Origin of the sequence: Pseudanabaena yagii GIHE-NHR1, assembly GCF_012863495.1 — a bacterium.
Classification (GTDB): Bacteria; Cyanobacteriota; Cyanobacteriia; order Pseudanabaenales; family Pseudanabaenaceae; genus Pseudanabaena; species Pseudanabaena yagii.
Genome location: NZ_JAAVJL010000001.1, coordinates 1,663,769 through 1,677,298, shown reverse-complemented (window position 1 = coordinate 1,677,298; position 13,530 = coordinate 1,663,769). Strand labels below are relative to the sequence as shown.

The window sequence follows — 13,530 nt, the reverse complement described above, 5'->3', positions numbered from 1 at the left end:
GCTTAAAGTAGTACAGAGAAATTTTTGGAAGCGCGGCTAAGATTCGCTTCCAAAAATTTCTCTAGGTTTAAGTCACCGCAAAGAGCTGTAGCTTTCATTATTTATAGACATTTATAGACTTTAGGTAAGAAACAATGTTTAAGGTTGCTGTTGGTCATAGTAACGATCCTGATAGCTTAGAAGCTATTGACGAAATATTAGAGCAATGTCAACAAACCCTTGATGGTGTAATACCTCAGGCAGGGATTTTATTTGCAGCGATCGATTTTGACCATAGCTTAATTCTGCAACGTATTAACGAGACTTTTCCCAATATTGAACTCATTGGTGGCACTACCGATGGCGAAGTCTCTTCCATTTTGGAATTTCAGCAGGATTCGTTGACCTTAATGCTCTTCTGCTCTGACGAAATCGAAATTCGTGCTTCTGTGGGGAGAAATGTCTCTCAAGCCCCTGTGGATATTGCCCGTCAATCAGTTGAAGAAGCTAAACAGCAACTCACTTTACCCATCAAGTTTTGCATTGTGATGATGGAAAGTCTCACAACTAGTACAGTTTCCATCTTGCAGGGTTTAGCTTCGGTTCTCGGTGATTTACCCATCTTTGGGGGAGCCACTGCCGATCAATGGCAGTACCAACGCACCTATCAATTCTATAAAAACGAAGTACTTAGTGATGCTGTTACCACATTACTGTTTGCAGGCAATATTCTGTTTTCCTGTGGTACTGCTAGTGGCTGGCGACCAATTGGTAAAAGAAGCATTGCAACGAAGGTTGATAAAAACGTTATCTATGAAATAGACCATAAACCTGCGCTCGATTTTTATCATTACTACCTAAATATTGATGAGCCTGATGCTGTCTATCCTTTAGCAGTATTTCCTCCGAATGAAGATACATTTTTTCTGCGGGGGGCGATCGCCTACGACAAAGCTATTGGCAGCCTCACTATGTCAGGTGATATTCCTGCAGGTTCTATAGTGCAAATTACTGACACCTCCCTCGAAGATGTAATCACTGCCTCACGAGTCTCATTTGCCGAAGCTAAATCCCATTACACAGGTCAAGAACCTGAGGCTGCCCTATTTTTCTCCTGTGCTTGGCGTAGACAAATTATGGGGACAAGAGCCAATGAAGAATATCAAGCGATCGCAGGTTCACTCAAAAATTTACCTAGCAGTTGTGGTTTTTATACCTATGGGGAAGTTGCGCCATTACGACAAAATGGTCAAGCCTTTTTCCACAACACCACTTTTGTCACGTTGCTACTTGGTAATCAGTAATAGCTCCTATGGAAGTTGAAGATGACAAGCTGATCATTAAACGATTAGAGAAAGAGAATCGAATTCTCAAGAAGAAATTGGAGCGCTCAGAAATTGATCGTGCCACGCTAGAAACCACTAATCGGAATAAAGAAGCTTTGCTAAAAAAAGTGATTTGTGACTTACAAGAATATCAAAGTATTCTTGAGAAAAAAAGTAGTGATCTTGAGCAAACCTTAGCAGATTTATCATTAATGCAAACTAAATTAGTAGAAGTCGAAAAAATGGCGGCTTTGGGTGGTCTTGTAGCAGGAGTCGCTCATGAAATCAATACCCCTGTAGGTACAAGTATAACGCTTGCCTCCACCCTGAGGGATGAAACGCAATTGTTAATGACATTAGTAGAGTCTGGTTGTTTAAAAAAATCATTACTCAATCATTATTTAGACGTTGCTAATGAGGTAAGTAGTTTGATTTTAAGCAACTTAAATCGTGCAGGTGAATTAGTACATAGTTTTAAGCAAGTTGCGGTGGATCAGTCTAATTCTGAGAAAAGAATCTTTAAAGTTAAGGAATATATTGAGGAAATAATGATCAGCATTTCACCTCAATTTAAACATAATCTACATAACGTATCGATCACAGGTGATGACTCTATATCTATTGATAGCTACCCTGGTGCGCTAGCTCAAGTAATTACTAACTTTGTCAATAATTCTGTGCTTCATGCCTATTTGCCCAATACATCTGGCAATATTCATATTCATATTCAGCAGCAAGGCGATCGCACCATTATTCAATACAAAGATGATGGTTTTGGGATAGATCCGCAAATATTCAATAAAATATTTGAGCCATTTTTTACTACTGCTCGTGATAGAGGAGGTACAGGATTAGGTTTAAACGTTACCTATAACTTAGTCACTCAAAAACTTCAAGGAAGTATTGATTGTGAAAGTGAAATCGGAAAAGGTACACTATTTACAGTAAATTTGCCAAACTCTATAAGTACTTAGGTTATATAGTTTGGACTTTGGGCTAATTCAGACATTATTTGTTGATAACTTTCGTTATACGAGAAAGCACATCTCGAAGAGGTGCTCTTCCTCAAACCATGAAGGATTAATATATGTTTTTAGCAATCAATCTCATCAGTAAATCCTTATAGCTCGCATTTATTCTTTGTCATATCTATGTCATTTCCCAATGTCTCATGTAGTTCTAAACCGCATCATAGCCAGATCGATATTTTTCCATCTAGCGAAGATGATGATGAAATTACCTTCAGTGATGAAGATGATGCTGTAGAGACACCACAAAATGTAGGTATTAGTCAACAAGAATTAAACATAGATCAGTGGAAAGTAATTATTGCCGATGATGAGCCTGACGTACATCGTGCAACCCAGCTAGCATTGAGAAATCTTATCTTTGAAGGTAAACCAGTAGTTTTCTTTTCCGCTTATTCGGCTGAAGAATGTAAAAAGTTAATTGCGGATATTCATCCTGATGCTGCCTTGATTTTACTAGATGTAGTCATGGAAACCAATGATGCAGGACTACAGTTAATCAGATATATCCGTGAACAGTTAAACAATCATCAAATTCGGATTATTCTACGGACGGGACATCCAGGCGAAGCTCCTGAGGAATCTGTAATCTTTAATTACGATATTAATGACTATAAGCTCAAGGTGGAGTTGACAAGGCAAAATCTGCTGACAACGCTCCTCGCATCCCTAAGAGCCTATCGAGATATCACCATCATAAAACAGCAAAAGATTAAACTCGCTCAGACACTTGCCAATTTGAGAGAAGTGCAAATGCAACTGAAAGAATATGCCTATTCTCTAGAAAAGAAAATTGCTGAGAGAACATCGGCTTTGGAGTCAGCAAATCGACAACTGCACCGACTCGCCCAAATGGATGGCTTAACTCAAGTTGCCAACCGTCGAGGCTTTGATGAGTATTGGCTACAACAGTGGACTATCCTGCAACAGGAGCGTCAACCCATATCATTAATCTTGCTGGATGTGGACTATTTTAAGAACTACAACGATCATTATGGTCATTTAGCGGGAGATGAATGTTTAAGACAGGTTGCCCAAGGAATTAGTCAATTGTTGATGCGTGCTCAAGACCTATTGGCACGTTATGGTGGTGAGGAGTTTGTCGTGGTATTGCCCCATACATCGATTGAAGGAGCACAGAAAGTAGCGGAGACAATTATGAATGCCATTTATGATCTCAATCTTCCTCATGTCAAATCCCTAGTCAGCGATCGCATTACGGTCAGTATTGGCATTGCTTGTGTTGTCCCTAATGTTAATATTTCGATGGAAATGCCTATTTCTTTAGCGGATAAGGCTTTATATCAAGCGAAACAGGAGGGGCGTAATCGGATTGTATTAGCGAAGTAAATATTGCTGGCAGCAATATCAACCTATATACTTGTTTGCCATTTCAGCCATGCTTTGAGGTGATCGGGAACTGTGGTGAAATGCACATAAATTTGCTTAACGGGGCGTGATCGCTGTTTAGGAATTGTGGAAATGGTCAGCTTGTTTTCTAATACCAAATCCCCTGAAACTGACTGATCTAAGAACATTGCCTGATTTGGGTGTTGATGTTTTAGGACTTTGGCATAGATTTCACCTTCGATGTCGATCTTGTGAGTAGGATCATCTAAGGAGTTCGGGAAAGAAACTTGAAGATGGATTTTGAGATTAGATAATACAGGCACATCCTGATCGGCAAAAATTTCTGCACCATAGGGCGATAGTCTTCGTAGTTCACCTGCAAAGTTATCTGTGCCGAGATGCTTCTCTTCTAAAATGCGGTAAGTCACGGGAATTGGCATGGGTAATACTTGGAGCGAATCATTAATAGAAGGAAGCTCTAGATTATAAGTACCGCCAATTCCGCAAACATCATAAATGGAAATGGGGTGAGATACGCCCTTAGGCTCTACCTGCATAGAGCCATTGGTTTTGACGATTTCCTGTATTTCGTTGTAGGTGGTTTCCGAAATTAAGATCTGACCACCCACGGTATAGGATTCTATTCTTGCGGTGAGATTGACATGATTCCCAACAACGGCATATTTGGCGCGAGATTGGGAACCAATATTCCCCGCGACTACTTCACCTGTGTTAATGCCAATACCCATAGCAATTTCGGGTAAGCCCATCTGGGTAAGTCTTTCGTTGACCGATCGCATGGCGAGTTGCATGGCGATCGCACTGGCGACCGCACGAGCAGCATCATCCTCACGATGAATGGGCGCACCAAACAGCACTAAAATCGCGTCACCAATAAATTCATCAATTGTGCCTTCATAGGTAGTGATCGCTTCCGTCATCGTTCCTAAAAATACATTGAGGATTTCCACTACCTTTTCAGGTGGCATCTTTTCGGAAATTGTGGAGAAGCCTCGCAGGTCACACATGAGAATTGTGACTTTGCGGCGATCGCCTCCCAGTTTTAAACCCTCAGGAGTTTCTAGTAAGCTCTTAACGACTGCATCAGTTAAGTAACGACTAAAGTAAGTCCGAATCTGTGCTGCTGTGAGCGCTAGATAGCTAGTCACAATCACACCTCCACCCACAAAGCCAATCATGGCAGGTGCAAAGGGCAACCACCAACCATAGGCAAAGGCTATAAAACAAGTTGCAAATAGGCTACCACCGACGATCAAGACGCTAAGTGATCGCCCAATTAATACCCGAAGTTCACGGTTCTGGGTCTTGACATTGCGCCATTGCCAAATCAAAAGTGCGCCCGCCAAAGACCAACCAACAATCCACAACCATTCCCAAGGCTTTTCCCAAGTGAGAATTCTTGAGCGTCCGTCAAGGGTACTACTGAGAATATGGCTCACTATTTGAGAGTGAACTTCGATTCCTGATGTGGAAATGCGCGTGCTGCCAATGCCACTATCGAGGGGAGTGAAAAACCAGTCTCTTAAACTGACCGCAGTTACTCCAATCATGACGACGCGATCGCGCAATAAATCGGGAGAAACTCTTCCTTCGAGAACATCCGCCATCCGCACTATCTGAAAGCCTTGCCGCGATCTACGATAGTTAATGATAAATTGATGTCCACCCACATCAGCATGGCTATAACCACCATCATTCATGCGTAATCTAGGGGGACTGAGGGCTTGCTCAAAGGGAACTACTTTTTCCCCATCAAGGTAGAGTAGAGCTAGTTGCAAACTAAAACTAGTGGCAATCTTGCCATCGGGCAAACCTAAAGCCATTAATCCCCGCCGAACTCTCCCATCAGCATCAACAAGAATATTGATTGCACCAATTTGTTCAGCAGGAAGGGCTGGGGGTGGCTCGATATTAGAACTAGCGATCGCAAAATTAGAATTTACTAAATCGGCGGTTTTGGTTGCCCCAATCAGGTTTGGCGTACTTTTAAATAATGATGCTAATTGTGAATAGCCAGTACCGACGGGCTTATCACGGGCAAGATCTAAACCAATCGCACGGGGTTTTTGTTGTCGTACCTTGTCTAATAACTGAGTCAGCAAAGCATCATCAATCGGCCAAGCATATTGACGGACATCGGCTTCATCAATGCCAATAATTACAATTCGACTATCTGTAGACTCAGGCGATCGCCATCGAAAAAACTGATCGAGCATCGCTAACTCAACTGGCTCTAGTGCTCCAATGAGGCGTAATCCGATTACAACCAAGGAAATGGCTGGTGTAGCGATCGCCACACCACGCCATTTCCATAGAATATTTTTGAAGTGCCCAGCCATGCTAATGCTCCTAATACAGCAGTTTGCAAATAGTTAAGTAGCTGAACATAATTAAAAAACAGAATCAAAAACCGTGACGAAATCATAGCTTGTGCCACAGTTTTTGTTTTTTATATTTAATTGCATCCAGATACTTACACACTCATTTGACAACAAAAAATTAATCCCCTATGGAGGTTTTTATTTTGCCTACGGCAATATGAAAACCTCTTATAGTCTAATAATTAGAATGTGTCACACCTGATTGCTGTAAGACAAAATTAGCCTTAATAACAAGTTCTTGAATCGGTGGCTTTTGATTTTGTTGATCTGGAGTGGTTGATGTTTGCATTGGCGCTGGTATAGTTGTCGAATTCGTTGAGGATTGAATACTCTGGTTTTTAAACGCAACTTTTAATATCTCAACCCATGCTTTTCTCACTTCTGCATTGCTAGGCACAGTCGTTTGGGCTTCGGCTAAAACTTGCAACATATCAAACCAAATCCCCTCTTTAGCAAAAGATGCAGCTCGATCTATTGCCTTGGATGATTTTGATAGTTCTTCTGTCAATTGTTTGCTTGGTAAAATCCGACGTACTGATCCCTCAATGGTTGCGAATTGATTGAGATTGAGATCGAGGCTACTGAATTTCATACGCCATATATATATTTGACCAACTTCTAGAATTGGCGCATCATCGGGTAATTTAAATGCAATGATTCCTTCGTCATTATTAATCTCAAACTTCTTGTCATAGACTTTACCCTGTGTTGATAAAGCCGCATCTTTATCCTTGTCAAGTCTGAAAGTTACTGATCCCCGAAATTTAGGAATTCGGAAATAAATCGTAGGTCTTTCAGAAATAGTCTGTGGAATTGGGGGAATATTGATTTCCGCCTGTGGTGTCAAAGCGATGAATTCTCCTTTGGAAGTACGTCTAGCTCCTGCTGCAGAAGTGAGGGGAGAATCGAGACTGCTTGGAGGAACATATATTACTCTGCGGGATTGAGCTTGAGCTTCAGAGTTTAAGAACCATAAGGGTGAAACGATGCTATTACTGGTAACTGCTAAGCAAGAACAAACCGATGCTATTAAGATTTTTTTTGATAAAGACATGATGCGATCGCCTCCAGAAAAAGTGCTCTATACAATTAATCTATAGTTAATCTATAGAGTTATGTCCTAAGTCTCGGTGCGCTAAAGATCATAACCTTGAGATCCTAAATAGTAAGAATGCAACCTCTCCTAAAAAGTTGCTACGGACATTCGACTTAACATTAGGGAAATGTAGAACAAATTTTTTGTAGCACGAACTCGCTGCATCATAAAAAATTGGGGTCTTTATAGCAATCCTAAATGAGATGTGAGTGGCTTCGGCTTCGGTTTATGGTGGCTGAGCGAAGCCGAAGCCACCATAAACCGAAGCCGAAGCCAATGATGCTAACAACTGATTTAAGACTGCTATATTAAACAGCAAGCCCTCATAGCATTTCCCTGTCTAGTGAAGTACGGGTTTTTCCTACCTTCTGTAGGGACTTAAACCTCTATACCTAGCTTGCTTGAAAAATGCTCTAGCAACCTTAGTTATTTCCCTTTAGTACAGGAAAGCGTATTATAGTATTTAGAAAAATTTATTTAAATCGTTACAAAACTATGGATATCTTGTCATTTGGTTGGTTTAGCTTACTTGGTATGTTCACCCTATCGATCGCTTTTGTTGTTTGGGGACGTAACGGTCTATAAAATTAATTTTTTGAGATAAATTCCTTACGAAAGGGGCGCGTTGCGCCCCTTTCGTCTATTCGGCATCTGTGCTTTTGATAGCGACTCTAGCGCGATACAATAACTTCTCGCCTTGCATATAGCCAATGTATCGGATGATCACAGGAGTGCCTACCGCAATTTCATCATTACCTTCTATCAATTGATGCCTTTGTGGATCGTAGGCAACCTCTGCACCAACAGCACCAATTACCGTGATGCCCCATCTTTGTAAGAGTGTATCTAAAGGGCGTAATAAAGGCAGGATATTTTTAGCCAGCATATTGGGATTTTGCTGGGCGGCATAGGCAGCCGATGGCAATTGCAGCAGCAGAGATTCCAATTGCTGAAGAGTTTCCCTTTCAAATTGCGATCGCAATTCTTGTTGTTGATTTGCTAACGTTTGCTGTAAGCGTTGATATTCTTCACGTAAAGCAGCGATCGCAGAAACAACAGATTCATCATTAGTAGAAGAATCATAATTAATAAAGTTGGCAATCAACTCGGTCAGTTCAATTTGCAAAATTGCCGCTAACTTGGCTAGGTCGGCATATTTTAATGTTTTGGCATTCCCTTTCCGTAGGGTATCGATCGCCCGACGTGATACCCCCGTGCGTTCACTTAATAACTGAAAGCTAGATACTCCAGCTAGTTGCATATATTGACGTAATATTTCCGTGCGATCGCTCATGGTTTTATTAGAATTTACAAAAATCTAAAGAGCCTTGCTAAGCAAAGCTCTTTCTCAACACAGTTTTGTGATTTTCAGATTGTCTATGACAATCTGAAAACTTTTATATAGCAGTCCTAAATCATTTGTAGATTTTTGGATTTATGGAAGTGCGCCCTCGATGGGTACACTTCCTCAAACCATCTAGGGTAGATTTTTGGATTTGTGGAGATACACGCCGCATGGGTGCACTTCCATAAACCATCTAGGATTGCTATAGGAGTAGATCGGAATTCAAGGTTACTGTTAGGTCAGTATTCGGATTCACAGAAGCGAGAGTCACGCTATCACGACCTAAAAATAGACCAAGTAATGTACCAATACCTGCACCACCAAGGACTTCCTCAGTAGCGATCGCCCGATCACCAGTTACGGCTGAGATTGCGGCGGCGGCAGCAGCACCGAGGGCAGCATTTTGTACAACTTTGCCAACGCTGATACCCTTATCAACTTTCTCAGTGGTAGTCACTACTTTGGAAGTGCCATTGATGGCTACTTGCTTGCCATTGGCAAATACAAGTTGACTTGCAAAGAACTGAGCACCTCCCGATACAGTCCTCAATTCACCCACCACTTGTGTACCTGAGGGAATCAAAATTACCCCTTGAGGATTAGCAATATTTTGGGAAACTGTGAGAGTCAAAGGTACCTTTTCATCAGGACCTAACAGGATCTTATCCTTGGAATACTGCACAGCAATGGTATTGCCTGCGGGAATTCTGACTTGATTTTGGACTGGTGGGGTTGTGCCATTTTGTCCCACGATATAGGGAGAGGCGATCGCATTTACCTGACCAGATTTCACTAAAGCTTGATAAATAAAGGCTGCCACTTCAGCTCTAGTTGCAGTTTGGTTAGGATTTAAGAACAGCACATTGGGATAGTTCACTACTAAACGATTTTCCGTTGCTGCTGCTACGCTATTTCTGGCATAGTTGGGAATGCTAGACGAATCAGAATAAGCCTGCAAAATCGTTTCAGGAGCTTGACTAGCAGAATAATTTAGTCCATTCGCTAGAGATACTAGAATTTGTACACGGGGAATATTTTGAGAAGGCTCGAAAACGTTACCAGGATAACCAGACAAAAAGCCTGTTGTATATGATTTCTGAATGGCTGTTGCTGCCCAATAGTTGGAACTAACATCAACGAAGCTTACTTCCCCACGAACTGGTGCTTTGTTTGTTGCTTTGCTCAAAATTGCTGCAAATTGCGCTCTTGTGACTGGATCATTTGGACGAAATCCCCCATCAGGAAAACCTTTAAGAATATCTCTGGAAGCTAGCTCTTGAATAAAAGGCTGTGCCCAGTAGTTAGGAGGTACATCATTAAACGTAGTCTGAGCAAATGCCGATGTTGCACTAATTAAAGGAATTACAGAACTACCAATAAAACTAACAGCAACAAGTAATGCAGTGCTAGAACGTCTAGATTGATTTGTCATTTTAATTTTTTCTCCCATATACATTCGTGTATACCCCGAATGAGACTGTATACGCAAATCAAAAGTTCCTCATAATTTTTTGTATTTTTCACTGTTACAGTTTAAAAGTTTTTATCAATTCTGCTTGCTAGTCAAATAAATCAAACAAGTCAAACGTATATATCTTGGAAAGAAGTAATCGCGAATTAAGTCAAACTCAAAAATCAATCAAATCAAACATAGGTAAGATTTTGTGACTTCAAAAAAATTCTTTAGAGTTCGCCTAAATCTAAATATTACTTAATATATAGCAGTCCTAAAGCATTTGTAGATTTTGGGGTTTATGGAAGCGCACCCCTTCGGGGTGCGCTTCCATAAACCCATTTAGGATTGCTATATCCATCACTACAGTAAAAAGGAAAGGAGGTACGAAGTGCCAACTTTCCTTTTTACTGTAACTAGCTTTGGAGTTTTTAATATTGCTCCTTCCAGCGCGTTACGCTGAAATAAAAACCGAAAGTGAGACGAAGCTGCGCTTTCAAATTTCTCGATAATACTTTTAGCAATCTTGTGAATCGTTAGGGACTTGCGGATAAAAAATGTCCCACCAAAGTTATCTAGCTTCGACTTCGCTCAGCTAACGTTGGCTGAGCGAAGTCGAAGCCACAGGTACTTGAATTAATAGCAAGTCCCTTACTGCTGCTGATTTAAAGGAGGGATTGAGAAATATGTCAAGCAAATTCTATACAATTACTCTCTAAAATTGAGACAAACTGACTGACAGCAATCCAAACCAATAGATTTTTTGAAAGTGTTGCGAAGCAACACTTTCAAAAAATCTATTGTGGTTCGTTTGATCGGTAATTGCTATACATCTCAATAAACCAGAGAATGTTTGTCCTCTCTATTTTTTCTGTTTTAAGCTCTATAGAGATTGCTATATGATAGATATAAATAGCTAGAATCCCTGATAGTAAGCCTTGACAAAGTTTCAATTTGATTCCATTCCCGATGCCCTGAACGATCTCAAATCTGGTCGCCTCATCGTCGTTGTCGATGATGAAAACCGCGAAAATGAAGGCGATCTGATTGGTGCAGCCCAATTTGCCACACCTGAAATGGTGAACTTTATGGCAGTCAAGGCACGGGGTTTGATTTGTTTAGCGATGACAGGCGATCGCCTCGATCGCTTAGATTTACCCTTAATGGTCGATCGCAATACCGATAGCCAACAAACTGCCTTTACCGTGAGCATTGATGCGGTGGAAGGCACATCTACAGGTATTTCCGCCGAGGATCGCTCCCGCACCATTCAAGCAGCAATTAATCCTAATACTCGTCCTAATGATCTGCGTCGTCCGGGGCATGTTTTCCCCTTGAGAGCAAAGGATGGTGGTGTCCTCAAGCGGGCAGGACATACCGAAGCCGCAGTGGATCTAGCACAGATGTCAGGGCTATATCCCGCAGGTGTTATTTGTGAAATTCAGAATGATGATGGCTCGATGGCGCGGTTGCCTGAGCTAATCGAATATGCCAAGCTGCATAACCTTAAATTAATTAGCATTGCGGATTTAATCAGCTATCGTCTAGAACACGATCGCTTTGTAAAGCGTGAGGCGATCGCCAGTTTGCCATCGTTATTTGGTAATTTCCGCGTTTACGGTTATCGCAATACCCTAGATAACACCGAACATTTGGCGATCGTCAAAGGTGATTTACAGGATTTCCCAGAAAATGAAGTCCTAGTTCGTGTTCATTCCGAGTGTTTGACGGGTGATGCCCTCGGCTCCTTGCGTTGCGATTGTCGCGGACAGTTACAAAGCGCCTTGAAAATGATCGAGTTTGCCAATTGGGGAGTAGTTGTTTACCTGCGTCAGGAAGGTCGCGGCATCGGCTTGATTAATAAAATCAAGGCATATTCCCTCCAAGATGGGGGACTCGATACAGTTGAAGCCAATGAAAAACTGGGATTTGGCGCAGATCTGCGTACCTATGGTGTTGGGGCACAAATTCTGCATGATCTGGGTATCAAAAAGATGCGCTTGATTACCAACAATCCTCGCAAACTTGCAGGACTCAAAGGTTTTGATATTGAAATCGTGGGACGCTTGCCCCTCTTGATCGAAACCAATGAATATAATTTGCGCTATCTGGAAACTAAAGCCGAAAAACTAGGGCATTTGCTCTTACAAACAAAGCTTGTGACTTTAGGTATCCATTGGACAACCGACAAATCAACGGAATTGCTTGACCAATTGCGTGAAGCTGCTGCTAGTAACGATCTCCTTTTGCAGGAAGAAACTTCTACTGCCTTTGCAAGTTTGTTTGCGGATGCGGATACGCAAGAGGTAAATAAAGAGTCGGAGAAGGATCTAGCTAATAAGTTCACAATTGTGCATTTAGGCTTTGATAGCTCTAACGAAATTTCTGATGATTGGTATGCCGAGCCAAATCATCCCTATCGTCAGGCAATCATCCGTGTGCTAAAGCATCTCAAACAATGGGAACAGGTTAAAAACTTTAAATTTTGCGTAGCCAGTAATGATGCTGAAACACCCACAGGTTTTGCGGAAACAATTAACCTTGGCTTAGCATGGCATACACCTTGGCTCACGGATCGCATTTATGAGTGGTTTAACTTTTTCCACCACGGCGACGACGATCTTGCCATTCTAAATAAGTAAGGTAGCCCACCCCACCAGTAGCGATCGCCAGTAATGCTGCGGCAATCCAAAAGAAAGAGTTGAAAAGAATAACCTCTGTCATAAAACTTGCTTAGTTGGTTCTATTTTTAATTTTTTCTATATTGCTACTAGTTTACAACTTGATCGCAATCAAACTCTAAGGAGATAGACATCTCCTATGACAAGAAAGCGCGGCAAAGCCGCGCTTTCTTGTCATAGGAATAGCGGCTTTGCCGCTTTGCTATTTCCATGATGCTTTTAAATAATCACGCACATCAAAGAAATCATTCCAAGGAATATAGGCTTTTTGGTGTTGATCAAGATAAACCGCAAGGCGATCGCGAGCAAATACCGTCGGGGCGTAGAGCGCCATATTCAAATCCGTAATCGAGTCACCAATGGCGATCGCTTCCGTTGCTCCATATGCCTCGATCACCTTTACCTTAGCAACTAGTTCTGTCCCATATTCATAGTCGGAATGAAGTTGTAAATATTCCTGACTAGGATCAATGGCGATCGCATGGATGGCATGAACACGTTGTTTTAGATCTCCTAGGACTACTTCCACCATGCCTTGCAATCCGCCCGAAACGACGATCAAAGGCACTTTTTCGACATCCAGAAAATCGAGCAGTTCGATAAAGCCAGCTCGCATCGGTTGCGATCGCGTAAATTCGAGAATTTCAGGATAGAGTCTCGAAGGAATAGATTCAAGAATTTGGCGTACTCCTTCCCGCAGCGTTAAGGTCTGATCATAAATTTGTGGTAGTAGCTGCTGCGAAACATCTGGGGCAAATTCTTTCAAGATCGCGACAAAAGTTTCCACTGCCGTAATTGTGCCATCGAAATCACAGAATACTATGCGAGTCATTACACCTCTGAAATATGGGGCTTCATCCACAAACCTAGT

11 protein-coding genes are annotated in these 13,530 nt (G+C 41.6%); 5 read left to right on the top strand and 6 right to left on the bottom strand.

Annotated elements, in window-relative coordinates:
- Nucleotides 1-134: 134 nt before the first annotated feature.
- From HC246_RS07795 to HC246_RS07785, 3 genes are all read left to right on the top strand, one after another.
- The gene (locus HC246_RS07795; RefSeq protein ID WP_169362887.1) at nucleotides 135-1,283 is read left to right on the top strand and encodes an FIST signal transduction protein; all 1,149 of its coding nucleotides are present in this window, start codon (nucleotides 135-137) and stop codon (nucleotides 1,281-1,283) included.
- An 8-nt stretch (nucleotides 1,284-1,291) separates the two neighbouring features.
- Nucleotides 1,292-2,278, top strand: a complete 987-nt coding sequence (locus tag HC246_RS07790; RefSeq protein ID WP_169362886.1) for a sensor histidine kinase — start codon at nucleotides 1,292-1,294, stop codon at nucleotides 2,276-2,278.
- Nucleotides 2,279-2,455: 177 nt separating this feature from the next.
- Nucleotides 2,456-3,682, top strand: a complete 1,227-nt coding sequence (locus tag HC246_RS07785; protein ID WP_169362885.1) for a diguanylate cyclase domain-containing protein — start codon at nucleotides 2,456-2,458, stop codon at nucleotides 3,680-3,682.
- A 23-nt stretch (nucleotides 3,683-3,705) separates the two neighbouring features.
- On the opposite strand, the gene HC246_RS07780 is transcribed toward HC246_RS07785, so the two are convergent.
- Together HC246_RS07780 and HC246_RS07775 are read right to left on the bottom strand one after the other, a co-directional pair.
- On the bottom strand, nucleotides 3,706-6,042 hold the full coding sequence (locus HC246_RS07780) for a CHASE2 domain-containing protein (RefSeq protein ID WP_169362884.1): 2,337 nt from the start codon (nucleotides 6,040-6,042) through the stop codon (nucleotides 3,706-3,708).
- 217 nt (nucleotides 6,043-6,259) lie between these two features.
- Nucleotides 6,260-7,138 carry a DUF928 domain-containing protein gene (locus tag HC246_RS07775; RefSeq protein WP_169362883.1) on the bottom strand — a complete coding sequence of 293 codons (879 nt, stop codon included), beginning with the start codon at nucleotides 7,136-7,138 and terminating at the stop codon, nucleotides 6,260-6,262.
- A 537-nt stretch (nucleotides 7,139-7,675) separates the two neighbouring features.
- On the opposite strand from HC246_RS07775, the gene HC246_RS07770 reads away from it, so the two are divergent.
- Nucleotides 7,676-7,765, top strand: a complete 90-nt coding sequence (locus tag HC246_RS07770) for a cytochrome b6-f complex subunit PetN (protein WP_126389856.1) — start codon at nucleotides 7,676-7,678, stop codon at nucleotides 7,763-7,765.
- A gap of 55 nt (nucleotides 7,766-7,820) precedes the next feature.
- Here the strand turns inward: HC246_RS07770 and grpE are convergent, their stop codons facing one another.
- Both grpE and HC246_RS07760 read right to left on the bottom strand, forming a co-directional pair.
- Nucleotides 7,821-8,474 (bottom strand): nucleotide exchange factor GrpE, encoded by a 654-nt coding sequence (gene grpE / locus HC246_RS07765; RefSeq protein ID WP_169362882.1) that lies wholly within the window; start codon nucleotides 8,472-8,474, stop codon nucleotides 7,821-7,823.
- Nucleotides 8,475-8,727: 253 nt separating this feature from the next.
- Complete coding sequence (locus HC246_RS07760) at nucleotides 8,728-9,957, bottom strand: S-layer homology domain-containing protein (protein ID WP_169362881.1); 1,230 nt, start codon at nucleotides 9,955-9,957, stop codon at nucleotides 8,728-8,730.
- Between the two features lie 959 nt (nucleotides 9,958-10,916).
- Between HC246_RS07760 and ribBA the strand changes: the two genes are divergently transcribed.
- Nucleotides 10,917-12,620 carry a bifunctional 3,4-dihydroxy-2-butanone-4-phosphate synthase/GTP cyclohydrolase II gene (ribBA, locus tag HC246_RS07755; protein WP_169362880.1) on the top strand — a complete coding sequence of 568 codons (1,704 nt, stop codon included), beginning with the start codon at nucleotides 10,917-10,919 and terminating at the stop codon, nucleotides 12,618-12,620.
- Here the strand turns inward: ribBA and HC246_RS26315 are convergent.
- The gene (locus HC246_RS26315; protein ID WP_263972455.1) at nucleotides 12,571-12,702 is read right to left on the bottom strand and encodes a hypothetical protein; all 132 of its coding nucleotides are present in this window, start codon (nucleotides 12,700-12,702) and stop codon (nucleotides 12,571-12,573) included. The genes ribBA and HC246_RS26315 overlap by 50 nt on opposite strands.
- A gap of 159 nt (nucleotides 12,703-12,861) precedes the next feature.
- Nucleotides 12,862-13,491 carry an HAD-IB family phosphatase gene (locus HC246_RS07750; protein ID WP_169362879.1) on the bottom strand — a complete coding sequence of 210 codons (630 nt, stop codon included), beginning with the start codon at nucleotides 13,489-13,491 and terminating at the stop codon, nucleotides 12,862-12,864.
- Nucleotides 13,492-13,530 lie beyond the last annotated feature (39 nt).

Coding starts and splice junctions, on each gene's coding strand:
- HC246_RS07780 (WP_169362884.1), bottom strand. CDS start 6,042: ATGGCTGGGCACTTCAAAAATATTCTATGGAAATGGCGTGGTGTGGCG.
- HC246_RS07770 (WP_126389856.1), top strand. CDS start 7,676: ATGGATATCTTGTCATTTGGTTGGTTTAGCTTACTTGGTATGTTCACC.
- HC246_RS07750 (WP_169362879.1), bottom strand. CDS start 13,491: ATGACTCGCATAGTATTCTGTGATTTCGATGGCACAATTACGGCAGTG.
- HC246_RS07790 (WP_169362886.1), top strand. CDS start 1,292: ATGGAAGTTGAAGATGACAAGCTGATCATTAAACGATTAGAGAAAGAG.
- HC246_RS07795 (WP_169362887.1), top strand. CDS start 135: ATGTTTAAGGTTGCTGTTGGTCATAGTAACGATCCTGATAGCTTAGAA.
- grpE (WP_169362882.1), bottom strand. CDS start 8,474: ATGAGCGATCGCACGGAAATATTACGTCAATATATGCAACTAGCTGGA.
- HC246_RS26315 (WP_263972455.1), bottom strand. CDS start 12,702: ATGACAGAGGTTATTCTTTTCAACTCTTTCTTTTGGATTGCCGCAGCA.
- HC246_RS07785 (WP_169362885.1), top strand. CDS start 2,456: ATGTCATTTCCCAATGTCTCATGTAGTTCTAAACCGCATCATAGCCAG.
- HC246_RS07760 (WP_169362881.1), bottom strand. CDS start 9,957: ATGACAAATCAATCTAGACGTTCTAGCACTGCATTACTTGTTGCTGTT.
- HC246_RS07775 (WP_169362883.1), bottom strand. CDS start 7,138: ATGTCTTTATCAAAAAAAATCTTAATAGCATCGGTTTGTTCTTGCTTA.